The following is a 22,554-nucleotide window of genomic DNA, read 5'->3' on the forward strand; positions in this document are numbered from 1 at the left end:
AGCACTCCTTCGGAGTCATGGGGCAGGCCGACTGCCCGGCCCCGTCGTGGGTGAAGCGATGGATCCGTTGCCGGGGCAAGCCGCCGGCGAGGAACCGCAGGTGTTTATGCCGCGTGGCTGTTGACCAGCGCAGCCACCCGCATCCCCCCAGCCCGCGTCGGGGCGGGAGGAAGTCTTGTCAGACGCTGGTCGGCACGACGTCCCGTGCCTTCGGGGTAGCGGCCCTCACCAGCGGGGTGAGTCGCTCGTCGCCCGAAACGGCAGCGGCGGTGCCGACCTCGAACCAGATCCGCTTGCCGACGGGGTCCGGCTCGGCGCCCCAGTCCGTCGCGAGCGCTGCCACCAGGAACAGCCCCCGTCCGTCGGTGGCGTCGAGATCGATCCCACCTGCAGTCGGCAGTTCTTGGCCGACATCCGTCACCTCGACGCGCAGCCGCTCACCGTCCCAGGACACGCACACGACGCACGGGGCGTCCGTGTGGCACACGGCGTTGGTGATCAGCTCGCTGGACAGCAACTCGACATCGCGAAGCGCGTCCTCCGCCAGCGGCAAGCCCCAACCGCGCACGGCCCGTATCACCCGCCGCCGGGCGTCCGGCACGGCCTCGGCACTGGGCAGCACGCGAAAGCCGAACGGGGCGAGGCCAGCGGCTTGGCGAGTGGCGACGGACATGAGTGCGGACCTTTCACCGGGACGAGGTCGGCAGCGGGCCGATTCGCGCCGGGATTCACCCGGCAGGTATCTACAGAACCGCCTCCAACGCCGGTGAACCAGAGCAGAATTGAAGCGGCAATGAGGCATCCGTGCTGCAAACCCGGGCATGACCTGGCCTGTTATGGCTACAGACGAACTGACGTACCTCTGGAGGACGCGGGATGGCATCCAGGAGGTCCCGGCTGATCCAGCACAGGGAGGCTGTCGGCCACACCCAGGAATCCCTGGCTGAAGCCCTCGACGTGGACCGTACGACTGTGGGGCGATGGGAGAGCGGTAGGGGTGCCCCGCAGCCCTGGATGCGGCCGAAGCTCGCTCGCGCCCTGGGACTCTCGGTCGATCAGTTGGCCGACCTACTGGCAGCACCCCCTGCAGTCGCCGAAGCAGCTCCGCCACCCAGCAGCATCTGCGACGCCTCGCCTCCCGTGCCTGCCCGGCGCACAGACCACGACAACGATCTCGTAGTGGCCGTGGCAGCTGACTCGGCGGAGTCCGCGCTCTTCCTCCGGTTCGCGAGCGCGTCCAACGTGGACGACACGCTGCTCGAACAGATCGACGCGGACATTGCGAGGCTGGCAGGGGACTACGTGAGCAAGCCGGTGTCCGAGCTCTTCCATGACATCGGAACCCTCCGGCGAGAGGTGTTCAACTTACTCCGAGGCCGCCAACACCCGTACCAGACAAGCCATCTCTACCTGCAAGCCGGACGCCTCTGCGGCCTGGCCACCCATGTCGCCCTCGACCTCGGCCAGTACGCGGCTGCGGCTACGCATTCGCGAACGGCCTGGCGCTGCGCGGAGTCAGCCGGCCACAACGGCCTTCGGGCCTGGATCCGATCCGTCCAGTCCCTGATCGCCTACTGGCAGCAGGACCACCGCCAGGCCGCCGAGTTGGCCAGGGCCGGACTGCCGTACGCGGGCAGCGGGACGATCGCAGCTCGTCTGCTCAGCCTCGAAGCACGGGCCACCGCGGCGCTCGGCGACAGCGCGAACGCGCTACGAGCCGTGGCAGCGGCCGAGGCGGGGCGGAGCAGAGCAGCCGCTGTGGATCTTCCCGGCGTATTCACGTTTCCCGAGGCCAAGCAGTGGACCTACGCCGGCACCGCCCTCCTTGCCCTGGACAGCCGGCGTCACGTGAACCGTGCCATCGAGGCGTCCTCCAGGGCCATCGCCCTGTACGAGGCCGCACCGCAGCAGGAACAGTCCTCCGGTGATCTGCTGGCTGCCCGCCTTGACCTCGCCAACGCCCACCTTGCCCACGGCGACCTCGACGGCGTGCAGGAGAAGCTCTCGATGGTGCTGGACGCCGCACCGGACCGGCGAACAGCGAGCATCTCCACCCGTCTTCAGGCTCTGAGCGCTCGTCTCGCCGAGCCCGCCTACGCAGGCTCCCCGATCGTCCTGAGTCTCCGTGAGAATGTCAGAGAAGCCTGCTCTCGACCCGCACTCACGAACCCTCCGGAGCTTCCACAGTGACGAGCAACACTGCACAGCAGGACGCCGCAGTCACCGACAAAGCGCTCCTCGCGAACAGCGCCTACGCCGACGGACGCCACCTGGCCGCCCGCCAGTCCATCTACCGGTGGCAGCAGCCGCAGTACGACCTGCCCGGGATCGTCATCGAAGAGCTGGCCGGCGCAAGCGGGATCATCCTCGACGTCGGTTGCGGCAACGGCAAGTTCGTCAACCGCCTGAACAGGGACCGACCGGACCTCCAGGTCGTGGGAGTGGACATCTCGGCAGGCATCCTCGCCGATGTCCCGAAGCCGGTCCTGGTAGCCGACGCCCAAGCCCTGCCGTTCGGCGACGGCAGCGCCGCCGCGGTGCTGGCCCTGCACATGCTGTACCACGTAGGCGACATCGAGGCCACGATCAAGGAACTGGCCCGGATCCTCCGGCCTGGCGGCGTGCTCATCGCCTCGACCAACAGCGACACGGACAAGCAGGAGCTGGACCGGCTCTGGGCCAGGGCCGCAGGGGACGTCCTTGGGCTTCCCGAGGGGCCGGCGAGGGTCTCCCTCAGCTCGCGATTCTCGTTGGAGAAGGCCCCCGGTTACCTCGGTACAGCGTTCGAGGACATCAGGGTGCGGGAACTGCCCGGTGTCATCGAGGTTCCCGACCCTGCGCCGATCGTCGCCCACCTGGCCTCGTACGAGGCGTGGGCTGACCGTTGTGGTGTCCCGTTCCACGAGACGGTAAGCCGAGCAGCGGAGATCGTTACTGAGGTGATCGCCACTGAGGGGGTCTTCGAGATCGCCTGCCTCGGCGGCATCCTGATCTGCCGCCGTTGAGGGGCAGGTCGGTTGTGTGCCCGGCGGCCCCGGCCACGAGTGGCCGGGGAAGGCCTTCACTCTGGTGATTCCTCATATTCGTAAAGCCCGCTGCCTCTACCTCAGGTGGTCGTTTGGGGCGGGCCGCGTTTTCAGCGCAGCCCCGCCGTCGGCCTTGACGTAGCTCGTCCGCTGTCTGCACAGGAAATCGGACTGGTGACTCTGCTGGCGAAGTAGTTGCGACACCGCGCCGTCAGCGGGGCGGCGCGGCATGGGCCTCGGACCGGACGGTGCAGCACACCGACTACAGGGAGTGCGAGCCGTTTGCGACTTGCCAACCACCAGCGCTCCGCCGGGATCAGGTACGAGCTGCGGCCACCGCGTCCGTGTACAGCTCCGTTGTCAGGTCGGCCTCGTTGATCCCCAGGTCGGCCAGTACGGCCCGCACGGCGTCGAGCGCCGTCCAGGCCCGCCATCGATGCAGCAGCACCGGTGGCTAACGCACCACGGGGATCGCCCCGGAGCGCCAGTCGGCCAGCCGCTTGCGGATGCTCGACACCATCGGCAGCCCGTCCGTCTGGGCCGGGGTGAACCATCCCACCTCGTGGGACTTGTCGGACACCCGCAGCTCACCGCCGAGCGGGCGTGCGAGGAGGCAGATGGAGAACTCCTGGCGGACCTCGCCGTCATCGTAGGCGAAGACGTGGCGGGGGGTCGGTGTAGGTGCCGACGATCCCGGTGATCTCGACGTCGATGCCGGTCTCCTCGCGGGTCTCGCGGATCCCGCACCCGGCGAGCGACTCGCCGATGTCCATCCTGCCGCCGGGCAGGGCCCACATCCCGTTGTCGGTGCGGCGCTGGAGCAGGACACGGCCCGCGTCATCGACCACCACGACGGACGCGGCGGGAACCAGTGAGTTCGCCCGCGGGGCGTTCGGGTCGTCCACGTAGTCACGCCTGGGCATGATCCACCACCTCCACTGTCCGGCCTGTCACAGCAGGTGCCGGCCGTCATGAGTCCGGACACTTGGTGCAGCGTCGTCCTGAAGCGCGTCCAGGACACGCACGGCATAGACCTCAGCCATGCGCGCGGAGACCTCGGCCGGTGTGAGCCAAGCGGCCTCGACCGACTCCTCCGAGAGCCGCGCCTGATCGCTCTCCGGTCGGCAGCGAAGGACGAGGGCGACGATCCCCCGGTTCACGTTCTTGTAGACGCCGGTCAGCCGCTCCACGCCGACCTTGATCCCGGTCTCCTCGTAGACCTCGCGGCGCACGCCGTCCTCGATGGCCTCGTCCAGTTCCAGCACGCCACCCGGGGGTTCCCAAGTTCCGTTGTCAGCCCGACGGATCGCCAGCACGCAGCCGTCCTCGCGCACCACGACTCCGGCGACAGACACCGAGTGGAGCGGCGTTGACCGGGACTTCCCGGCACTGTTACTCATGTGCAGGAGGATAGGAGCACTGAAGGACTATGGCGAGTGATGAGGTGGCCTCGTCGGCCACAGCGAAGTACCTACAAATAGCGGCCGACCTCACCGCGCAGATCAAGTCGGGTGCTCTGCCTCCCGGCGCGATCGTGCCAAGCGAGGCCGAGCTCATGCAGCGCTACGGAGTCGCATCCGGGACAGCACGCAAGGCCGTCGCCGAACTCCGAGCAGCTCAGCTCATCGAGACTCACCATGGTCGAGGCTCGTTCGTCCGCTCCCGCCCACCGGTGCAGCGGAAGTCCTCGGACCGGTTCCGCCGCGCCCATCGCAAGGCCGGCAAGGCCGCGTACCTCGCGGAGGCGGAGGCCTCTGGCGGCGTCCCGTCCGTGACCGTGCTCTTCGTGGGCCCGATTGCCGCGCCTCCTGAGATCGCCGATCGATTGGGCCTTCCCGCCGGCACCCAGGTACTGGCTCGCAAGCGCCGCTACTTTCGCGATGGGACACCCACCGAGGAAGCCACGTCGTACCTGCCGTGGGACGTGGTCAAGGACATCCCTGAGGTCTTCGCCGACAACCCCGGTGGCGGCGGCATCTACGCCCGCCTCGAAGAGCACGGCTACTCCCTGGCCGAGTTCACCGAGTCCGTACAGGCCCGGCTCGCAACCAAGCCCGAGACCAAAGCACTCACCCTGAGCCCCGGTGCACCAGTGATTCATCTCGTTCGCGATGCCATCACTACGGATGGCCGGGTGGTGGAGGTGTGTGACACCGTCATGGCCGCCGACCAGTTCGTTCTCGACTACCGGTTCCCCGCTCGCGACTAAATGACTAACCGACAATCAACTTCCCTAACCCGTCGCGAGATTCTCCTCGCGACGGGTTGACTCATATACAGGAGTCGGGCACTCTTCTATTCACTACTCATGTACATAAGTGCATGGCGCTGTCTCATGCACATGAGATGGCTGGGTCGTAGCACCCGGCCACTGGATGACGTCACAGCAGGAATCTGTGACGCAACGAGTCTCTCCATCTGCACAGACTGGTTCCCTTGGGGTACTTCGCCATGGTCAAAACCTGCTGCAGCCGCACGAACCGCTGGGCCGCCTGCCAGAACACCGACGGCCGCCCCAGCCGCGCCATTCACCACACCGCGCTCCAGTACATCGGCCGACGCGGCGGACGGTTCGTACGCACGCCCGATCCGAGACGCGCTTCCTTCACATGCCCCCTGCCCCGCCCTTCCGAGATGCCCCCATGCTCACTGCCCGCCGTCCCCGTGCGTTCGTCGTGTGTCTCGACTCCCGTGTCGAATCCACGCCGCTGGCCCGGTACTTGCTCCGGGCCTACCTCTCCGGGCTGCCCTCCGGGGACCGCTACTGCGACACCGCCGAGCTGCTGCTGTGCGAACTCTTCGCCAACGCCGTCCAGCACTCCGGCGCGCCCGACGACCGCCACATCGAGGTCCGCTTCGCCCTCGTCAGCTCCCGCCTCCGCCTCGAAGTCCACGACGCCAGTACCGTCCGCCCCTCCGTCCGCGCCGCCGCCCCCGACGACGAGCACGGGCGCGGGCTGTTCCTCGTCAACGAACTCGCCGAACGCTGGGGCTGCGTCCCCCGCCCCTGTGGCATCGGCAAGTTCGTCTGGGCCCTCATCGCCCCCGCCGTCTGAAGGGCCATCGCCGTGAACCTCGCCACCCTCGCCCGCCACACCCTCTCCCGTGGCGCCACTCCCGCCGCGACGTATGCCCTCCTCGCCCGCCTCGGCCACCGCCCCCTGCCGGTCGCCCGAGCCGTCTGTCTCGCCCTCGACATCCCCCGCGCCGAGACCTCCCGCCGTCTGGCCGACTGCCACGACGCCCTCCTCGCCGACCCCCGCCCCAACTCCGAGAACGACATCGGCGAACTCCTCGAAGCCCTCGGCGTCTTCGACGTCCCCAAGTCCCTCACCGACACCGAACTCGCGGTCGTCGAACACTTCCTGGTCGCCATGGACGCCATGGGCGGCATCCGCCCCGGCCACCGCCACGGCCTCAACCGCTGGTTCACCACCGGCAACCTCACCACCGCCTACCTCTCCCTCGCCGCCGCCCGCCCCCTGCCCCGCACCGGCGACCCCGCCCTGGGACACCTTTCCCGAGCGGCCGGAGATGCACGTGGCCCACGAGACCGTCTACCAGGCCCTCTACGTCCAGGGGCGGGGCGAGTTGCGCCGTGAGCTGGCCGGCTGCCTGCGCTCGGGCCGTGCCCGCCGCATCCCCCAGCGGCAGGCCAACTGCCGCAGACCACGCTTCATCGACCCCATGGTGATGATCAGCGAGCGTCCCGCCGAGGTCTGCGACCGGGCGGTGCCCGGCCACTGGGAGGGCGACCTGATCATCGGCAAGGACGGCTCCTCGGCAATCGGCACCCTGGTCGAACGCGCCACCCGCTACGTGATGCTCCTGCACCTGCCGCATGGCCGCACCGCCGAGCACGTGCGCGACGCCCTCGTGGACACCGCCCGAACCCTGCCCTCACACCTGATGCGGTCACTGACCTGGGACCAGGGCGCAGAGATGGCCTCCCACGGCTCCTTCACCGTCGCCACCGGTATCCCGGTCTACTTCTGCGACCCGGCCAGTCCCTGGCAGCGCGGCTCGAACGAGAACACGAACGGCCTGCTGCGGCAGTACTTTCCCAAGGGCACCGACCTGTCCGTCCACAGCCCGGAGCACCTGACCGCAGTCGCCGCCGAACTCAACGGCCGCCCACGCAAAACGCTCGGCTGGGAAACCCCAGCCGAGCGCCTGCATAAACTCATCGCGGCCTGATCAAACCGACCACGTGTTGCAACGACCCATAGAAACCGCCCCGGATCAGACCGCGCCGCGAGAGCAACTTCCCAGAGTGATCACAACCGAATACGCACCCTGGGTGCGCGGTCCCACTCCAGGCAGTCCTACTGCATGTCCCACTTCTCCAGCAGGTCGAAGAGGTGCCGGTCGCCTTCGAGCTTCAGGGAGTCCAGCGGGATGCGACCGTAGAAGGACAGGACCAGGTCGCTCGCCGTACCCCGGACGGAGGCGTCGACCGACTCCGGGTCCTCGCCGGCGGCGGGAGCGGATTCGGGCAGACGGAAGGCCCGCGAACCATCGGCGGAGAGCGCTTGGCGCCAGGAGCCGCCCTCGGTGACGTGATAGTCGACGACGGCGGGCTTGTGCGGCCAAGCGACCGTCGTGGTGCAGCAGGTGAACAGGAAGTCCTCGACACCGTCAAGCGCCACCTCCTCCGGCAGCGGCTCCGGGGCGCCCACGGTGAGCTGGGCGTCATAGGTGTGCATCGCGATCTCCTGAAGCTGGTGCCGGGCGACGGCGCCGCAGGTCCGCGGCGACTGCGACGAGCCCCACCACGCCCAGCATCCGCGCTCCGGGCCGGCCTCCCGCAACGCGTCCAGCATCTGCTGCGTCGACTCGGCCAGCCAGGCGAGCAGGGCCTCGCGCTCCTGCGGTGCGTCCAGGCCCTCTCCCGCCAACTTGCCCGAGGCGTCCGGCCCAGCCGCGACCGTGGCGGCCCAGGCGCGACGCCCCCCGCCCAGGTGGTGCACCAGGTCGAGCAGCGTCCACTCGGGGCAGGTCGGCACCTGCACATCGAGGCTGGGCGCGGAGGCGATCGCGGCCCGGAAGGCGGCCGACCGCTCGTCGATCAGGCGCAGCAGCTCAGGGAAGTTCAAGATCTTGGTCACCCGGGGTTTCTATCACTGTGCGGCGGAGACGCAACAGCGATTTTCGCGGGCCGGCCTCCACCTTCGCGGCACGCCCTGGCCTGGGCGTAGCTCGTCCACGGTCTGCACAGGAAGTCGGCCTGGCCGACTTCCTGTGCAGCGGCATGGCGACCGACGACAACGCGGCGAGGTGCGCTTGTGCCTTGGGGGTACCTCCCGGCCGAAGGCTGGGGGAGCGTCGCGGGCCCGGCAAGGATCCAGGAGACAGGTCCTACGTACCCGGGGGTGTGTCATCGGGGACGGGGGCGGCGAGGGCCGCGGCGGGTTCGGTGGGGGTGGGGGCCCGCAGTGGGAGGGGGTGGCCTTCGCGCCACTGGGCGGTGGTGCGCTCGCCGCCGGAGCGGCGCCGCCAGTACAGGTGTTGGGCGACGATCAGCGGGCCGAGGGCGGTGAGCAGCGGGAAGCCGGTGGTGAGCCAGCCGGCGGCGAAGCAGGCGCTGACGGCGCTGGTGGTGAGCAGGCCGGTGAGGGCGGCGGCCCAGGCGGCGGTGCGGCCGTGGGCCTTGGCGGCGACCAGCGGGTACAGGACGAGCAGCAGGAGGTCGCCGAGGCCGACGGCGACGGGGGCCGGGCCGCCGGTGAGGGCGAGCATCGGGGCGAAGGGGCGGTCCTGGACCTGTGCGAAGAAGCGGGTGGTGGTGTCGGTGAGGGTGGTGGCGGCCAGGTCGTAGCCGGTGAGGACGGCGGCGAGGGCGGCGGTGTGGGTGGAGCGCATGCCGCTCTGGGTCCAGAGGTTGGCGACGCCGATGACGGCGGTGGCGATGATCAGGTCGCTGCCGGCCCGGGCGGCGCCGGGGTGGCCGGTGAGGGCGGCGAGTGCGGTGGCGGCGGTGGCGGCCAGGGCGGCGGCCCAGGACCAGGGGGTGGCGCGCAGCCGGGTGGTGGCGAGCAGCGGGGCGAGGGTGAACTGGACGGCGAGGCAGCCGACGAGGCCGAAGACGGCGGAGACGGCGGCGCCGGGCAGGGCGGTGTAGAGCAGCGGGGCGAGGACGACGCCGGCGCACAGGACGGCGACGTCGGCGCCGGTGTAGACGCCGACCGGGGGGCGGGGCATCCGGATGCGGGCGAGGTACCGGGCGGCCAGGGTGATCTCGGCGGCGACGGCGGCGCTGAGGGCGGCCAGGGCGGTGGGGCTGACGTCCATTCAGTTCCTCCGCCTGCCGGGGTCGTTGATGGCGCCGCGATGGTCTGGGGTGCCGTGGCTGTCGAGGGTGTCGAAGGTGTGCTCGCGCAGGTCGGCGCGGACGGGTGCGGTGGGCGGCATGGCGGTGCGGTCGTCGTGGAGCACGATGTCGCACAGGCGCAGTCCGGAGGCGCGGGCGCGGTCTTCCAGGCGGCCGTGCAGGGCGGTGGCGGGCAGGCGGTCGACGAGCAGGTGCAGGCGGGCGGGTCCGTCGGGTCCTTCGGGGCCTTCGGTGAGGGCGTGGCGGGCGGGCAGCGGGACCTCGGGTTCGGCCTCGACGAGGTCGAGGACGTCTCGGGTGGTGACGGTGCGGCTGAGCGGGCCGTTCCAGCGGCCGAGGATCTCGGAGGTGGCGGGCAGGTGGGCGAGTTCGCAGGTGGGCGGCTCGGCGGGGAGGCGGACGAGGTCGCCGGTGGCGTAGCGCAGCAGCAGGGTGCAGTCGCGGTAGGGCACGTAGGGGGTGTGGACGACGGTGCCGGTGGCGCCGGGGGCGGTGGGTTCCCAGGTGAGCGGGTCGAGGACTTCGAGGTGTCCGAACTCGGTGGTGTGGTGGAGGTGGCCCTGGGTGCAGGGGGTGGCGCCGGAGGGGAGGATCTCGGTCATCAGGTAGGCGGAGGTGATGGTGGCGCCGAAAGCCGCTTCGGCGCGGCGGCGCAGTGGTGTGGAGAGCACCTCGCCGCCGACGCTGATCGACCGCAGGCCGAAGTCGGCGCTCTGCCACTTGTGGTGTTCGGCTTCCTGGACCAGGGCTGCCAGGTAGGAGGCGGAGGTGGTCAGGTGGGTGATCCGGGGGTCCTTGCCGGGCAGGCCGAGCGGGGCGGCGAGGCGGTCGAGGGCGACGGCGGGGCCGACGGTGCCGAACTGGACGAAGCCTGCTCCGGCGCGGGTGGCCGACTCCTCGGCGTTGACCAGTGGCATGGTGGCGCGGGAGCAGCCGGCGTAGGCGACGGTGTGGCGGGGTCGCAGGCCGAGGCCGAGGACGGCGGAGATGGTGCTGAAGGCGACGGCGCACTCGAGTTCGGCGCGGGAGAACCAGACGGCGGTGGGGGTGCCGCTGGTGCCGGTGGTGAGTGCCATCAGGACGGGGGTGGCGGCGTCGGAGACGAAGGCGGCGGGCAGGGCGCGCAGGGCCTGCTTGGGGGTGACGGGGACGCGCGACCATTCCTCGGGCTCCAACGTGGCCGGGTCGAGGTCGAGTTCGGCGAACTGCCGGCGGTAGTGGGCGGTGTGGCGGGCCGCGGTGCGGGCGGTGGCGCGCAGGCTGCGACGGGCGACCTCGCGCCGTACCTTCGGGTCGACGGGTCCGGTCCGGCCGGGCAGCAGGGCGGAGTCCTCGCCGGGTTCGCCGAACTCGGCGATGGTGGCGACGAGGTCGCGGGCGAGGCGTTCCAGGTCCTTGGGCCGTATCCGGCGGTTCGTCAGGATGGCTGCGCCGTAGCGCAGTTGGCTCAGCGCGGTCGCGAACATGCGGGCTCCCCGGGCCAGGGTCGGACGGTGGGCCACCCGGCCCCGGCCGGGGTCGACCGGGGCCGGGGCGCCGATCGGATCGGGCGATCGATCGGATCAGGCCATCGGTCGGGTCGGACCGCCGGTCGGGTCAGACCGTCGGTCGGGTCGTCGGTCGGATCAGACCATGTGGAGGAACATCGCGGCGGTGAGGGTGCTGAAGGCGTACTTGAGGTAGTGCTTGACCATGATCGGTTCTCCCTCGTACGGGCCGGCCGGGCGCGGCAGCGGATGCCCGTGGCCGGTTCCGGCCGTCGGGCAACGGCAGTATAGGGACGCACGGGCCGCCCGCAACAGCCCATGTGCACGACCAACCTTCCGGTTGTTCACGTCAGTTGGGGATCGCCGCCTCGGGACGCCGGGAGCGCTCAGGCGTCGGGGCCGGTCAGCACTCCAGGAGGGTGCAGGCCCAGTGCATGCCGCGCCCCATGCCGGCCGGGGCGATCCTGACCAGCACCGACACCGGCACCCTCGGCGCGGCGACGGTGGTGGGGGCGGGGCCCGGTGCCCCTCCCCCACCCGGCGGCCGTGCGGTTCAGGAGGCGGTGAAGCCGACCTGGTCGACGGTCCAGAAGGCGCTGTTGGTGCCGGTGTAGCGGAACTGGAAGCGGGCGGTGGTGGCGCCGGCGGGGACGGTGACGGGGAGGTTCTCGACGGTGTTGAGGTCGCTGCGGTAGGACTTCACCAGCTGCGGGGCGCCGTTGTCGAAGACCACGTAGACGTCGCCGGTCTGCGGCCCGTCGATCTTGTAGTTCGCCGCGAAGGACAGCACGCCGCGGCTCGCGCCGGAGACCGGGTAGGCCGGGCTGACCAGGGTGGAGTCGAACTGGCCGGCGCCGTGCGCCTTGTCGTCCCACTCGTCGGAGTCGGCGACGGCGAACACGTTGCGGGCGCGCACGTTGGTCTCGCGGGACTGGGCGAGCTGGGCGGCCGTCCAGAACTCGTCGGTGGCGAAGGTCCAGCCGCGCCACTCGGTGACGCCGCCGCTGGGCATGCGGGAGTTGTCGATGCTCCAGCCGGCCGGCGGGGTGTGGGTCCAGCCCTTCACGGTGGCCGGGATGCCGCTCTCGTCGGTACGGGTCTGCAGGCTCGGGCGCAGCGCGTCGAAGTCGTCGGGGACGATCTCGTCGATCGGGCGGCCGTCGAGCTTCCAGGCCGGGTCGATGGCGGCGCCCTCGTGCTTGAGGACGGTGGGGGCGATGTCGACGGGCTTGACGTCGTAGCGGCGCGAGCCGGGGGTGTAGCCGGTGCCGTTGGCGATCAGGAAGGTCTGGCGCTCGTTGGCGCTGTTGCCGCCGTGGCCGCCGGCGTCGGTGTGGCCGTGGTCGGTGGTGACGATGATCAGCCAGTCCTCGGAGGCGTACGTGGGGCGGGACTTGACGGCCTGGAGGACCTGGCCGACGAGGGCGTCGGCGGAGTGCAGGGCGGCCGCGTACTCGGGGCTGGTGCCGCCGTGGTTGTGGCCGGCCTCGTCGACCTGGTCGAAGTGCAGGAAGGTGGTGTCGGGGTTGCCGTGGGAGAGGTAGTCGACGGCGTCGGCGGCGGTCTTGGTGTCGTTCTCGCTCTCCTGGAGGCGCAGGTCGGCGCGGCCGTTGAAGACGTTGCCGGCGATGGGGTTCCAGGAGCCGATCACCAGGGTGGAGTTGCCGGGGTCGGCGTTCTCCAGGCGGGTGGCGAAGTCGGGGTAGAGGTCGAAGCGGGAGCCGGTGAAGGCGTTGTCCTTGACCTGGTGCTTGTCGGGCCACACGCCGGTGGCGATGGTCGACCAGCCGGGGCCGGAGAGGGTGGGCGCCAGCGGGTTGGCGTAGAGGTTGCTGGTGGCGGTCATACCGCCGGACATCAGGGCCTTGAGGTTGGGGGCGTCGGCGGTGAGCAGCTTGTCGTAGCGGGTGCCGTCGACGCCGATGACCAGAGTCTTGGCCTGCTTGGTGCCGTTCGGCAGGCCCTGGTACGGGCCGGCGGCGCTCGCGGCGGAGGCGGCGGCGGACAGCGGGATCAGCGTGGCGACGGTGGTGGCGACCGTGACGGCGGCGAGGGCGGCGGTGCGGGCGGAGCGGGAGGTGGGGCGGGAGGTGGGGCGGGAGGTGCGCAACGGAGGGGCTCCCAACTGGTCGTCAGTGCGGTGCATTCGCACCGGGAGTGAGGATGGGTCGGGCGGGCGAGGCAGACCCCTCACCGAATCCACGGTTGTATGAACAACCGCCGAAATTCAGACCAGACCCGTTACGCTTTCGTGATCAAAGGCCCCGGGGCGCCCGTACGGCCCACGGGGCGCTCGGTAGGCTTGCGCGGTGAACCACCCCATCCCCCGGGCCGCCCCCGAGCCCGCCCGCGCCGGCGTCCCCGAGCACGGCCGGGTGCCCAAGTACTACCTGGTCAAGGCCCGCCTGGAGGAGCTGATCGCCGAGCTGGGCCCGGGCGGGCGGCTGCCCACCGAGGCCGATCTGGCGCAGCGTCACGGCGTCGCCCGGGCCACCGTGCGCCAGGCGCTGCGCGAGCTGCTGCTGGAGGGGCGGCTGCGCCGGCAGGGCCGGGGCACGGTGGTGGCCGGGCCGAAGATCGAGCAGCCGCTGTCCCTGAGCAGCTACACCGAGGGCGTCTCGCGCCAGGGCCTGCGCCCCGGCCGCACCCTGATCGCCCTGGACCGGCTGCCCGCCGACGCGGCGACGGCCCGGTGCCTGGAGGTCCCCGAGGGCGAGCCGCTGTGGCACCTGGAGCGGGTGCTGCGCGCGGACGAGGAGCGGGTCGGGCTGGAGTCCACGTACGTGCCGGTCGCCCGGGTGCCCGCACTGGAGCGGGACTTCGACCCGGAGGGGTCCTTCTACGGCTACCTGCGCGGGCAGGGGGTTCGGATCGGCGCCGCCGACGAGCGGATCGAGACGGTGCTGGCCACCCCGCGCGAGGCGCTTCTGATCGGCACCCCGCCGGCGCTGCCGATGCTGCTGCTGCACCGCCGCAGCCTGGACGCCGCGGGGCGCCCGCTGGAGCAGGTGCGCAGCCTCTACCGCGGCGACCGGTTCAGCTTCACCCTCGCCCTCGGCGCGCCGGAGGGCGACTGACGGGGGCGTACCCGGACCCAGAGCGCGGCCGGACCCGTACCCGGACTGACCTCCTCCGGCCCGACCTTGTAGGTTTCGGTGTCACCGGCTGCGAGGTGCCGGTGACACCGGGTGGGGAGGGAGGGCCCCGGCCGGGCAGGGGGACGGGCCCCCGGAAGGGATGGGCGGACGGTGGCCACGAACACGGAGAGCGTGTTCCGCAGCGAGGGCGTACCCGTGAAGGAGCGGTTCGACTGCTGGCGGGAGCTGGTCAGCCGCACCCGGGACAGCGACGTGACCAGCGAGCACCGCGACGACTTCCGGGCGGAGATGCGGCGCCTGGAGCTGGGCCCGGTGACCCTGCTGCGCAGCTCCTTCCCGCCGACCCGCTTCCACCGCACCGCGCGCCGGGTGCGGCACTCGGACCCGGAGGCCTTCCACATCACCCTGCTGCTCGACGGCGGCTTCACCCTGACCCGCGACACCGGGCGCACCGAGACCTTCGGGCCGGGCAACCTGCACATGCTCGACAGCTCCCACCCCTTCGACCTGCGGTCCTTCGGCACCCGCGCCGCCAAGGCCCCCGGGGCCCCGCGCATCGAGGCCGTCGGCGTCGACTTCCCCCTCGCCCTGCTGCCGCTGGCACCGCACCGGCTGGAGGACCTGCTGGGCCGCGGCTTCTCCTCCCGGGAGGGATCCGGCGCGCTGGTCTCGGACTTCCTTCTCAGCCTCGACCGGCAGGCCGCCGCCCTGGGCCCGGCCGAGAGCCCCCGCCTGGGCGGCATCGTGGTCGACCTGGTGACCGCCTGGCTCGCCCGGGAGCTGGACGCCGAGGCCGCCGTACCCGACGACACCCGGCAGCGGGCCCTGGTCGAGAACGTCCGGGCCTTCGTCGGACGCAACCTGCCCGACCCCGAGCTGACGCCCACCGCGATCGCGGCCGCCCACCACATCTCCGTCAGCTACCTGCACCGCCTGTTCACCCGGCACTCCGGCGGCGAGACCGTCGCCGCCTTCATCCGCCGCCGCCGGCTGGAGCGGGCCCGCCGCGACCTGGCCGACCCCGCGCTGCGCGACCTGCCCGTCCACGCCGTCGCCACCCGCTGCGGCCTGCCCCGCGCCGCCGAGTTCAGCCGCGCCTTCAAGGCCGCGTACGGCCTCTCCCCCCGCGATCACCGCCTCCACGCCCTGGCCGGGACGGCCGGCGGGTAGCCGCCCGGGCGGGACAGGGCTGTCCCAACCCCGGCTCCGGCTCCGACTCCGGCCCCCACCCGATCCGATCCGATCCCAGGTGAACATATGTCACGACACATATGTCGTGTAACCTGTCCGGTATGAGTACTTCAGAGAAGATTCCGACCCTCGTCTTCGTCCCCTGCTTCTCCGGCGCCCCGTGGAGCGCCGAGCAGCTCGCCCCCTACGGCGACGCGCCCAAGCGGACGCTGCGCCTGCCCGAGGGCGTCGACGACATGGAGCGCTACGCCGACCACGTGCAGGAGGCGGTCGCGGACCTGGACGACTGGGTGCTGGTCGGCGACTCGTTCGGCGCGAACATCGCGCTCGCGCTCGCCACCCGCCGCCCCAAGGGCCTGCGCGCCCTGGTCCTGTCCGGCGGATTCGCGGCCAACCCGGTCGACTCCAAGCCGTGGAAGGCCCTGATGCGGGTGATCGGCAGGGCCCGCGGCCCGCTCTACACCCAGCTGACGCTGCGGGCCCACGCCCACCGCCTCGCCTCCCCGTTCGACGGCGAGGGACAGGTGCCCTGGAGCGAGGCGCGCAGCCGCGAACTGTTCCTCGCCAACACCCCGGCCGCGTCCTTCGACGCGCGCGTGCGGGCCAGTCTCACCGCCGACTACGTCGCCGCGCTGGGCCGGGTCGAGGTCCCGACCCTGCTCCTGACCCCCTCGCACGACGTGCTGATCGGCGAGAACGCCTCCAGGATCATGCTCGCGGGCATCCCCGACGCCCGCGAGGTCGTGCTGCCGCGCACCGGCCACATGTTCCGCTTCTCCCACCCGGTAACCTACGCCGCCGCGGTCGAGTACTTCCTCGCCGCCCAGCCGACCCTCCGGAAGGACATCGATGCGTAAGGCCGAACACCTGCGGTTCGCGATCCTGGCAGCCCAGCGCGAGGGCAACCGGCTGCTGATCCAGGCCCTCAAACCCCACGGCATCACCCCGTCCCAGGCCGAGGTGCTGCGCCTGCTCCAGCAGCACGGCACCCTGAGCCTCAACGGGCTCGGACAGCTCCTGGTGTGCGAGAGCGGCACCAACCCCAGCCGGCTGGTCGAACGCGTCGTCGCGGCCGGACTGGTCGAACGCCGCACCGACGACGCGGACCGCCGCTACCTCCAGCTCAGCCTCACCCCCGAGGGCGAACGCCTGGCCACCGAGGTCGCCGGGATCGAGGAGTTCCTCTACGGCGCGATGGACGCCGCCTGCGAGGGCCTGGACACCGACGCGATGCTCACGTTCCTGCACAGGTTCATCGATCCCCTCCCCTCGGGCGAGGCCCTCAACAAGCGCCTCACCCTCGACTGACGCCACGGCCGGCACCACGACCGACACCACGGCCGTGAACGCGAGAACCCCGCATCATGGGCACCCGATGCGCACGAGCAGGCGGGAATCCCGGATCAGTGCACGCAATGCCAAGGACTGTCCACTCGGTGCCAACACGGCGGGGTACCTCCCTGGCATGCTCATCGAGGAACACCGCGCAGCGGAATCTCAAGTTCCGTTTCCATGCCGGCGGCCCGGCACGCCACGGGGGAGCGTGCCGGGCCACCGGATTCCGGCGCGGCCGGTCAGCGGGCGGACTCGTGGGCGAAGACGGCCTGGCCGATCGCCTTCTGCAGCGGGTCCAGGTGCTTGTCGACGAGGGCCTGGTAGTCGGCGGTGCGGCCGTCGGACCACTGGCCGAGGCCCGCGACCATCGCCCGGCCGGCGCCGGAGAACATCTGCACCATGCCGCTGTCCGGGGGCAGGGTGGTCAGGCCCGCGGAGGGCGGCGGGGCCTGGGCGCCGACCTGGTAGTCGTCGAAGGCCATGCTCAGCGTGGTCACCAGGTGGACGGTGTCCACGGGGTCGGCCATGGTGAAGACGGCCAGGTTGTACTGGTTCTTGGCGCTGTCGGTGTACAGGGCGATCTGCTCGCCCAGGCAGCCCTTCGACGCGCGGATCATCCCGATCAGCCGGGGGCCGACCGAGTCCGGTTCGACGCAGGACGGCATGGCCTTCGATCCGATCCTGGTGTAGACCTCGCCGCCGGCCGCCGTCACCCGGGCGGGGAACAGTTGGTCGAGCGGCAGCAGGGAACCGGCCGAGGGGGTCGCGGAGGCCGACGGGGTCGTGAGGGCCGCGGATGCCGAGGGAATCGCGGATGCCGCCGACGACGACGGCGCCGCGGCGGCCGGGGAGGAGTCGCCCTCGTCGTCGGCGGGCTGCAGCAGGGTGCAGGCACCGGCGGTCAGTGCGGCGGCGACGGCGGCGAGCGCGAGGTTGCGCGGCCAGACCCGCTGGGACTGGGGCTGGTCAGGATCGGTGTGGGACATACCGCCGTACCGTAGTGATCATGATCGCAGCGCTTGACGACGGTCCGATCACAGTGCGATCACATTGCCGGTGACGGCTTGTCGTTGCTGTCCTCCCTGACCCAGGCGCCGGCGCCGAGGCGTCCGGTGGTGCCGAGGTCGAGTTCCGGGGTGACCATGACGGGGGCCGCGTCGGGGGTGGCGCGCACCCGGACGTAGGGGGCGTTGAGCGGTTCGCCGGCGCCGGCCTCGGTGGTGTTGCGCCACACCAGGGTGGTGCGGGCGCCCTCCCCCGGGCGCAGGTCGATCCGCCGGGGCGGGTCGTCGGCGCCGGTGCCGGTGGCGATCTCGGCGCCGCCGCGCAGGACGCGCACCCCGTCGAGGGGCTTGTGGTCGAGGTCGAGCGGCTGGACCTGCGGGTAGCCGTCGAGGGTGACGGTGGCGGTGCCGCAGTTGCGCAGGTGCAGCCCGACCACGCGCAGGCCCATCGCGGCGTCGCCCTCGTCGGCGTACAGCCGCAGGCCGGAGGCCGGGCAGGGGCCGCCGGCATTGGGCGCCTCGGCGGTGGGCACGCTGCGGACCTTGAGGAGTTCGGGCTTCGGCACGCGGGCCTCGGGCGGTGTCAGGGTGGGCGGCTGGCCTGTCCGCGGGGTCCGGCCGGGCGTGGTCAGGTCGATCCGCCCCTTCTCGGTGGCGCCTGGGGCGAGCCCGGTGACGGTCCGGGTCAGGTTCCCCACCCTTCCCCCGGGGCCGCCGAACACCGCCGTCCCCTGGCCCGGATCGGGGCCGTTGAACACCACGGTGAAGTCGTACGGTTCGCTGTTCGGGTTGGTCACCTCGTACTCGAAGCAGGTGGGCCCGGCGGCGGTGATCCGCGCCCCGCCCTGGGCGAGCTTCGTCGGCTGCGGCACGCCGCCGGGTGCGCTCGGCGCCGGGGTGCCGCACGGCGCGGGGCTGCCGGAGGCCTCCGGTCCGCCGCCGGAGCCCGCGGTCGTCGCGGTGCCACAGCCCGCGAGCAGCAGCGCTGCGGCGGCGAATGGGATGTGACGAACCGTCAGCGGGCGGCGGGGCGTGGAGGACTGGCGCATCGAGCGAGTCGATCACGCCGCGCGCCGGACGGCAGTGAGCTGCGCCACTTCGTGTGCAACAGACCTGCCACGATCAGCGCCGGCGGCGCGGTTCTCATCGCGTGGGGTCCTGCGCCTGGTCGGTGCTGGGCTGCCGGTCGGTGTCCGGTTGCCGGGTGGTCCACGAGGTGAGGATGCGCAGGGCGTCGTGGGAGGGGCTGCCCGGTTCGGCGGTCAGGACCATGAGGCGCTGTCCGGAGCCGTCGGGGCTGGTCCAGGTGTCGCAGTCGAGGGTGAGGTCCCCCACCAGGTGGTGGCGGTAGTGCTTGGTGCCGTAACCGGCGCTGTTGACGCGGTGTTCGGCCCACCAGGTGCGGAAGTCGGCGTCCTGGAGGGACAGTTCGCCGACGAGTCGGGCGAGGTCGGGGTCGCCGGAGTCGGCCGCGGCCTCCATGCGCAGCGCGGCGACGGCTTCCCGGGCGTCGTGGGACCAGTTCCGGTGCAGTTGCCGGACGACCGGTTCGGTGAACAGCAGCCTCAGGTAGTTGCGGTGGTGGGGCGCGAGGGCTGCGAAGTCGGTGTAGAGGGCGGTGGCGGCGGGGTTCCAGGCCAGGACGTCCAGGCGTCTGCCGAGGACGAGCGCGGGGGTGTCGGTGAGCTGGCCGAGCAGCCGTCCCATGGCGGGGCGCAGGCGTTGGGCGGGGCGGCGGGGGCGGGGGCGGGCGTCGGTCCGGCCGGCGAGTTCGTAGAGGTACGTCTGCTGGTCGTCGTCGAGGCGCAGGGCGCGGGCCAGGGTGGTGAGCACGGGTGCGGACGCCCGGACCCGGCCCTGTTCCAGCCGGGTGTAGTAGTCCACGCTGATGGCGGCGAGCCGGGCGACCTCCTCGCGGCGCAGCCCGGCGACCCTGCGGGCGGTGTCCGTCTCGGGGAGGCCGCACTCCCGTGGGGACAGCTGGGCCCGGCGGGCCTTGAGGAAGGCGCCCAGCGCCCGGGACTCGGAGTCTGCGGTCATGCCTCCAGTGTCGGTGTGCCGGGGCGGGTGGGGCACGTGTTCCGGGGGGGCAGGTTCTTTCCCGGGCACGGGTCTGACTCTCCCGCGCGGACGGCGGGTGGCCGAACGTGGAGGCGTGCCCGGCAGGGCGGGGCCCCGGGCCCCGGTGCCGGTGCGTCACGTCCCGTCACCGTCCCAGTGGAGAGCGCCCCATGGCCCGCACCGCCGTCCGTACCGTCCGTACCGCCTGTGATGTCCGTACCGTCCGTTTCGACAGCGCCGGCATCACGCTCGTCGGCCACCTCTACACCCCGCAGGCGCCGGCGCCCGGCCCGCGGCCGGCCCTCGTGGTCGGCCACCCGGGCACCGGCGTGAAGGAGCAGACCTCCGGCACCTACGCGCGGCTGCTGGCCGAGCGCGGCTTCGTCACCCTCGCCTTCGACGCCGCCCACCAGGGCGAGTCGGGCGGCCTGCCGCGGGGCCTGGAGGACCCCGCCCAGCGGGTGGAGGACTTCAAGGCCGCGGTGTCCTACCTCTCGGCCCTCGACGAGGTCGACGCCGGGCGGATCGGCCTGCTGGGCATCTGCGCCTCGGGCAGTTACGCGCTGGCCGCGACCGGCACGGACCGCCGGGTCAGGGCCGTGGCCGCCGTGTCCACCGCCGAACCCGCCCGCCAGTTCCGCCTCGGCGCCGACGGCACCCAGGACCCGGCCGTCTTCGAGGCCCTGCTGGACGCGGCCGCGGCGGCCCGCGGCGCCGCCGCCCGCGGCGAGGACCCCGGGGCGCTGCCCGTGTTCCCGGAGACCGCCGAGCAGGCCCACGCGCTGGGCGGACGGCACGGCGCCGAGGGCTTCGCGTACTACTGCACCCCGCGCGGCGAACACGAGCGCTCCGCGAAGACCCTCGCCTGGGAGAGCGTCGACCGGATGGCGCTTCACGACGCCTTCCTCGCCGTCCCGCTGATCGGCCCCCGCCCCGTCCTCCAGATCATCGGCGAACACGCCGTCACCGCCTGGATGGCCGTCGAAGCCCACCAGCGCGCCACCGGCCCCAAGGAGCTCCACCGGATCGCGGGCGCCGGCCACGTCGACCTCTACGACAAGGAGGAGTACGTCGCCCCGGCCGTCGACAAGCTCGCCGACTTCTACACCGCCCACCTCGCCACCGGCTGACGGCCGGAGCCGGGTGATCCTGCCGAGATCCGTATGACAGGATCGACAGGCCTGACGCCGTCCACGCAACGAGCCGGAGGACCCACGACATGTCGGCATCACCGGAGTTCCGCGGCTTCGACCTGGTGCGGCGCGGCTACGACCGCCCCGAAGTCGACGACTACCTCAGGGCCCTGTCCGGAGCCGGTGCACCGCCGCCCGTACCGGCCTTCCGGATCAGGTGGCGGGGCTACGCCCCCGAGCAGGTCGACGCGCGCATCGCGGACCTCCTGCACGGCAGGGGCGGCAGCGCGTGACCCCGCGCAGGAGGTCGGCCCGGCCGACCTCCTGCGCCGTGGGGTGTTCGGTACTCCGACGACGTCGCGCGTCAGCTCGCCGAGGCGCGCCGCCGAGCCTGTCCGAACGGTTCCCGCCGGGCGCGCGGTCGATTGTCGGACATGGCCTATCCGCCGGCCAGCGGGGCCAGGGTGCCGGGGTAGAGGTACTCCTTCGGCGGGATCGTCGTGCCGTGGGCCCAGGCGTCGAAGAAACCCTTGAGGTCCTTGCCGGACACCTTCGCGGCCAAGGCCTCGAACTGCGGGAAGGAGGCGTTGCCGTAGGCGTGGTCGGCGGTCCAGCGCTTGAGGGTGCCGAAGAACGCGTCGTCTCCGACGGTGCGCCGCAGGGCGTGCATCATCAGGGAGCCCTTGAAGTAGAGGGCCGCGCTGAGCTCGTTGCCCTGGCCGGGGTCGTACAGCCTGGTGGACCAGTACGCCGGGTTGTTCCTGTTCTCTTCGATGTTGTGGGCGTAGAAGGTGGTGTCGAGGTTCATGCCCCTGTGCTCCTCCCACAGTTGGTTGGCGTACTGGGCGACGCATTCGGCGATGCAGCCGTCGCGCCAGTCGGTGAACGAGACGCTGTCGCCGAACCACTGGTGGGCGATCTCGTGGACCGCCGCGGCGTCCCAGAAGTAGCTGGTGTAGGTGGGTCGGCTCTGGGTCTCCAGGTCCGGCGCGCCCGTGCCCGACACCTTGGGCTCGCCACGGACGATGGCGCCCGCGGAGGAGAACGGGTACGGGCCGAACGTCGAGGCCAGGAAGGCGAGGATCTCCGGCTGCTGGGCCTCGGTCGCCTTGGCCATCTCGTCGATCGGCACGTCCGGGCCGTAGGCCGTGATGACCGGCGTCCCGTCCGGCAGCTCCGAGCGGTGGACGGTGAACCTGTCGATGGCGACCGTGCCGAGGTAGGTCGCCATCGGCTTGTCCTCGCGCCAGCGGAAGGTCGTCGAACCGCCCGCGCTGGTGGTCGGACCGGGCCGGCCGTTGCCGATGGCCGTCCAACCGTCGGGGACGGTCGCGGTGAGCGAGAAGGTGGCCTTGTCGGACGGGTGGTCGTTGGACGGGAACCAGGAGGTCGCGGAGTGCGGCTCGCCCATCGCGTTGACGCCGCCGGATACCAGCAGGTGCCAGCCCTCGGGGTCGGGCTTTCCCGCGTACACCACCCGCACCGCGAAGGTGGCGCCGCCGGCCACGCGGCGGGCGGGTTCGATGTCCAGCTTGTGTGCGCCGGAGCGGGAGAACGACTTCGCCGGGATGCCGTTCACGGTGACGGAGGCGACCTGGAAGCCCTTGAGGTCCAGGGAGAGGCGGTCCAGCGACCGCAGGGCCCGGGCGGTGACGGTCGTGTCGCCCTTCAACAGGTCGGGCCGGGCCGGGTCGTAGGCGATCCGGACGTCGTAGTTCGCCACGTCGTAGCCGGCGTTGCCGTCGTCGGGGAAGTAGGGGTCGCCCGCCCCGGCCGCTCCCGCGGGGACGGCGGTCAGGGCGACGCCGAGGGCGGTGGTGGCCGCCACCAGGGCGGCGGCCTTGCGGCGGTGGTGGCTCAGTGGTGCGCGCATCTGCGGCTCCTGGGG

23 protein-coding genes and 2 pseudogenes are annotated in these 22,554 nt (G+C 71.8%); 12 read left to right on the forward strand and 13 right to left on the reverse strand.

Features of this window, described 5'->3' with window-relative positions; all coding sequences use genetic code 11:
- Positions 1 to 178 precede the first annotated feature (178 nt).
- Positions 179 to 673, reverse strand: coding sequence for an ATP-binding protein (locus ACGF13_RS35430; RefSeq protein ID WP_392883307.1), 495 nt, complete (start codon positions 671 to 673; stop codon positions 179 to 181).
- A 203-nt stretch (positions 674 to 876) separates the two neighbouring features.
- Here ACGF13_RS35430 and ACGF13_RS35435 point away from each other — a divergent pair, with 203 nt between their 5' ends.
- Complete coding sequence (locus tag ACGF13_RS35435) at positions 877 to 2,190, forward strand: helix-turn-helix transcriptional regulator (protein ID WP_392883308.1); 1,314 nt, start codon at positions 877 to 879, stop codon at positions 2,188 to 2,190.
- Positions 2,187 to 3,005 (forward strand): class I SAM-dependent methyltransferase, encoded by an 819-nt coding sequence (locus ACGF13_RS35440; RefSeq protein ID WP_392883309.1) that lies wholly within the window; start codon positions 2,187 to 2,189, stop codon positions 3,003 to 3,005. The genes ACGF13_RS35435 and ACGF13_RS35440 overlap by 4 nt, the downstream gene beginning before the upstream one ends.
- 337 nt (positions 3,006 to 3,342) lie before the next feature.
- Here the strand turns inward: ACGF13_RS35440 and ACGF13_RS35445 are convergent, their stop codons facing one another.
- The 3 genes and pseudogenes from ACGF13_RS35445 to ACGF13_RS35455 form a co-directional block, all read right to left on the reverse strand.
- Complete coding sequence (locus ACGF13_RS35445) at positions 3,343 to 3,474, reverse strand: hypothetical protein (RefSeq protein ID WP_392883311.1); 132 nt, start codon at positions 3,472 to 3,474, stop codon at positions 3,343 to 3,345.
- A 6-nt stretch (positions 3,475 to 3,480) separates the two neighbouring features.
- Positions 3,481 to 3,949 (reverse strand): annotated as a pseudogene (locus ACGF13_RS35450) (NUDIX domain-containing protein).
- A gap of 27 nt (positions 3,950 to 3,976) precedes the next feature.
- The gene (locus ACGF13_RS35455; protein ID WP_392883423.1) at positions 3,977 to 4,438 is read right to left on the reverse strand and encodes an NUDIX hydrolase; all 462 of its coding nucleotides are present in this window, start codon (positions 4,436 to 4,438) and stop codon (positions 3,977 to 3,979) included.
- A 17-nt stretch (positions 4,439 to 4,455) separates the two neighbouring features.
- On the opposite strand from ACGF13_RS35455, the gene ACGF13_RS35460 reads away from it, so the two are divergent.
- From ACGF13_RS35460 to ACGF13_RS35475, 4 genes and pseudogenes are all read left to right on the forward strand, one after another.
- Positions 4,456 to 5,235 (forward strand): GntR family transcriptional regulator, encoded by a 780-nt coding sequence (locus ACGF13_RS35460; protein ID WP_392883312.1) that lies wholly within the window; start codon positions 4,456 to 4,458, stop codon positions 5,233 to 5,235.
- A 433-nt stretch (positions 5,236 to 5,668) separates the two neighbouring features.
- The gene (locus ACGF13_RS35465) at positions 5,669 to 6,082 is read left to right on the forward strand and encodes an ATP-binding protein (protein WP_392883313.1); all 414 of its coding nucleotides are present in this window, start codon (positions 5,669 to 5,671) and stop codon (positions 6,080 to 6,082) included.
- Positions 6,083 to 6,094: 12 nt separating this feature from the next.
- Positions 6,095 to 6,628 carry a hypothetical protein gene (locus ACGF13_RS35470; RefSeq protein WP_392883424.1) on the forward strand — a complete coding sequence of 178 codons (534 nt, stop codon included), beginning with the start codon at positions 6,095 to 6,097 and terminating at the stop codon, positions 6,626 to 6,628.
- Positions 6,543 to 7,223, forward strand: a pseudogene (locus ACGF13_RS35475) (IS30 family transposase); the annotation flags it as partial. The gene ACGF13_RS35470 and the pseudogene ACGF13_RS35475, both read left to right, overlap by 86 nt.
- A gap of 128 nt (positions 7,224 to 7,351) precedes the next feature.
- Here ACGF13_RS35475 and ACGF13_RS35480 read toward each other — a convergent pair.
- The 5 genes from ACGF13_RS35480 to ACGF13_RS35500 form a co-directional block, all read right to left on the reverse strand.
- Positions 7,352 to 8,134: a maleylpyruvate isomerase family mycothiol-dependent enzyme gene (locus ACGF13_RS35480; RefSeq protein ID WP_392883314.1), complete on the reverse strand. Its 783-nt coding sequence runs from the start codon at positions 8,132 to 8,134 to the stop codon at positions 7,352 to 7,354.
- A gap of 250 nt (positions 8,135 to 8,384) precedes the next feature.
- Positions 8,385 to 9,317 (reverse strand): hypothetical protein, encoded by a 933-nt coding sequence (locus tag ACGF13_RS35485; RefSeq protein ID WP_392883315.1) that lies wholly within the window; start codon positions 9,315 to 9,317, stop codon positions 8,385 to 8,387.
- Positions 9,318 to 10,823 (reverse strand): phenylacetate--CoA ligase family protein, encoded by a 1,506-nt coding sequence (locus ACGF13_RS35490; protein ID WP_392883316.1) that lies wholly within the window; start codon positions 10,821 to 10,823, stop codon positions 9,318 to 9,320. It abuts the gene before it with no gap.
- A 159-nt stretch (positions 10,824 to 10,982) separates the two neighbouring features.
- On the reverse strand, positions 10,983 to 11,156 hold the full coding sequence (locus tag ACGF13_RS35495; protein WP_392883318.1) for a hypothetical protein: 174 nt from the start codon (positions 11,154 to 11,156) through the stop codon (positions 10,983 to 10,985).
- A 241-nt stretch (positions 11,157 to 11,397) separates the two neighbouring features.
- Positions 11,398 to 12,954 carry an alkaline phosphatase family protein gene (locus ACGF13_RS35500; RefSeq protein ID WP_392883319.1) on the reverse strand — a complete coding sequence of 519 codons (1,557 nt, stop codon included), beginning with the start codon at positions 12,952 to 12,954 and terminating at the stop codon, positions 11,398 to 11,400.
- A gap of 199 nt (positions 12,955 to 13,153) precedes the next feature.
- Here ACGF13_RS35500 and ACGF13_RS35505 point away from each other — a divergent pair, with 199 nt between their 5' ends.
- The 4 genes from ACGF13_RS35505 to ACGF13_RS35520 all read left to right on the forward strand — a co-directional run bounded on the left by ACGF13_RS35505 (position 13,154) and on the right by ACGF13_RS35520 (position 16,441).
- Positions 13,154 to 13,921 carry a GntR family transcriptional regulator gene (locus ACGF13_RS35505; RefSeq protein WP_392883320.1) on the forward strand — a complete coding sequence of 256 codons (768 nt, stop codon included), beginning with the start codon at positions 13,154 to 13,156 and terminating at the stop codon, positions 13,919 to 13,921.
- Between the two features lie 171 nt (positions 13,922 to 14,092).
- Complete coding sequence (locus ACGF13_RS35510) at positions 14,093 to 15,112, forward strand: helix-turn-helix domain-containing protein (RefSeq protein WP_392883321.1); 1,020 nt, start codon at positions 14,093 to 14,095, stop codon at positions 15,110 to 15,112.
- A gap of 122 nt (positions 15,113 to 15,234) precedes the next feature.
- Complete coding sequence (locus tag ACGF13_RS35515) at positions 15,235 to 15,990, forward strand: alpha/beta fold hydrolase (RefSeq protein WP_392883322.1); 756 nt, start codon at positions 15,235 to 15,237, stop codon at positions 15,988 to 15,990.
- Positions 15,983 to 16,441: a MarR family winged helix-turn-helix transcriptional regulator gene (locus tag ACGF13_RS35520; RefSeq protein WP_392883324.1), complete on the forward strand. Its 459-nt coding sequence runs from the start codon at positions 15,983 to 15,985 to the stop codon at positions 16,439 to 16,441. The genes ACGF13_RS35515 and ACGF13_RS35520 overlap by 8 nt, the downstream gene beginning before the upstream one ends.
- A gap of 266 nt (positions 16,442 to 16,707) precedes the next feature.
- On the opposite strand, the gene ACGF13_RS35525 is transcribed toward ACGF13_RS35520, so the two are convergent.
- The 3 genes from ACGF13_RS35525 to ACGF13_RS35535 form a co-directional block, all read right to left on the reverse strand.
- Positions 16,708 to 17,454, reverse strand: coding sequence for a hypothetical protein (locus tag ACGF13_RS35525; RefSeq protein WP_392883326.1), 747 nt, complete (start codon positions 17,452 to 17,454; stop codon positions 16,708 to 16,710).
- A gap of 59 nt (positions 17,455 to 17,513) precedes the next feature.
- Complete coding sequence (locus ACGF13_RS35530; protein WP_392883328.1) at positions 17,514 to 18,521, reverse strand: DUF4232 domain-containing protein; 1,008 nt, start codon at positions 18,519 to 18,521, stop codon at positions 17,514 to 17,516.
- A gap of 94 nt (positions 18,522 to 18,615) precedes the next feature.
- Positions 18,616 to 19,512: a helix-turn-helix domain-containing protein gene (locus ACGF13_RS35535; protein WP_392883330.1), complete on the reverse strand. Its 897-nt coding sequence runs from the start codon at positions 19,510 to 19,512 to the stop codon at positions 18,616 to 18,618.
- 191 nt (positions 19,513 to 19,703) lie between these two features.
- Between ACGF13_RS35535 and ACGF13_RS35540 the strand changes: the two genes are divergently transcribed.
- Both ACGF13_RS35540 and ACGF13_RS35545 read left to right on the forward strand, forming a co-directional pair.
- A complete protein-coding gene (locus ACGF13_RS35540; protein WP_392883332.1) occupies positions 19,704 to 20,663 on the forward strand; it encodes an alpha/beta hydrolase in 960 nt (319 codons plus the stop codon).
- An 89-nt stretch (positions 20,664 to 20,752) separates the two neighbouring features.
- Positions 20,753 to 20,959, forward strand: a complete 207-nt coding sequence (locus tag ACGF13_RS35545; RefSeq protein WP_392883334.1) for a hypothetical protein — start codon at positions 20,753 to 20,755, stop codon at positions 20,957 to 20,959.
- Between the two features lie 146 nt (positions 20,960 to 21,105).
- On the opposite strand, the gene ACGF13_RS35550 is transcribed toward ACGF13_RS35545, so the two are convergent.
- Positions 21,106 to 22,539, reverse strand: a complete 1,434-nt coding sequence (locus ACGF13_RS35550; protein WP_392883336.1) for a M1 family metallopeptidase — start codon at positions 22,537 to 22,539, stop codon at positions 21,106 to 21,108.
- Between the last annotated feature and the right edge of the window lie 15 nt (positions 22,540 to 22,554).

Origin of the sequence: Kitasatospora sp. NPDC048286 (assembly GCF_043201735.1) — a bacterium.
Lineage (GTDB): Bacteria > Actinomycetota > Actinomycetes > Streptomycetales > Streptomycetaceae > Kitasatospora.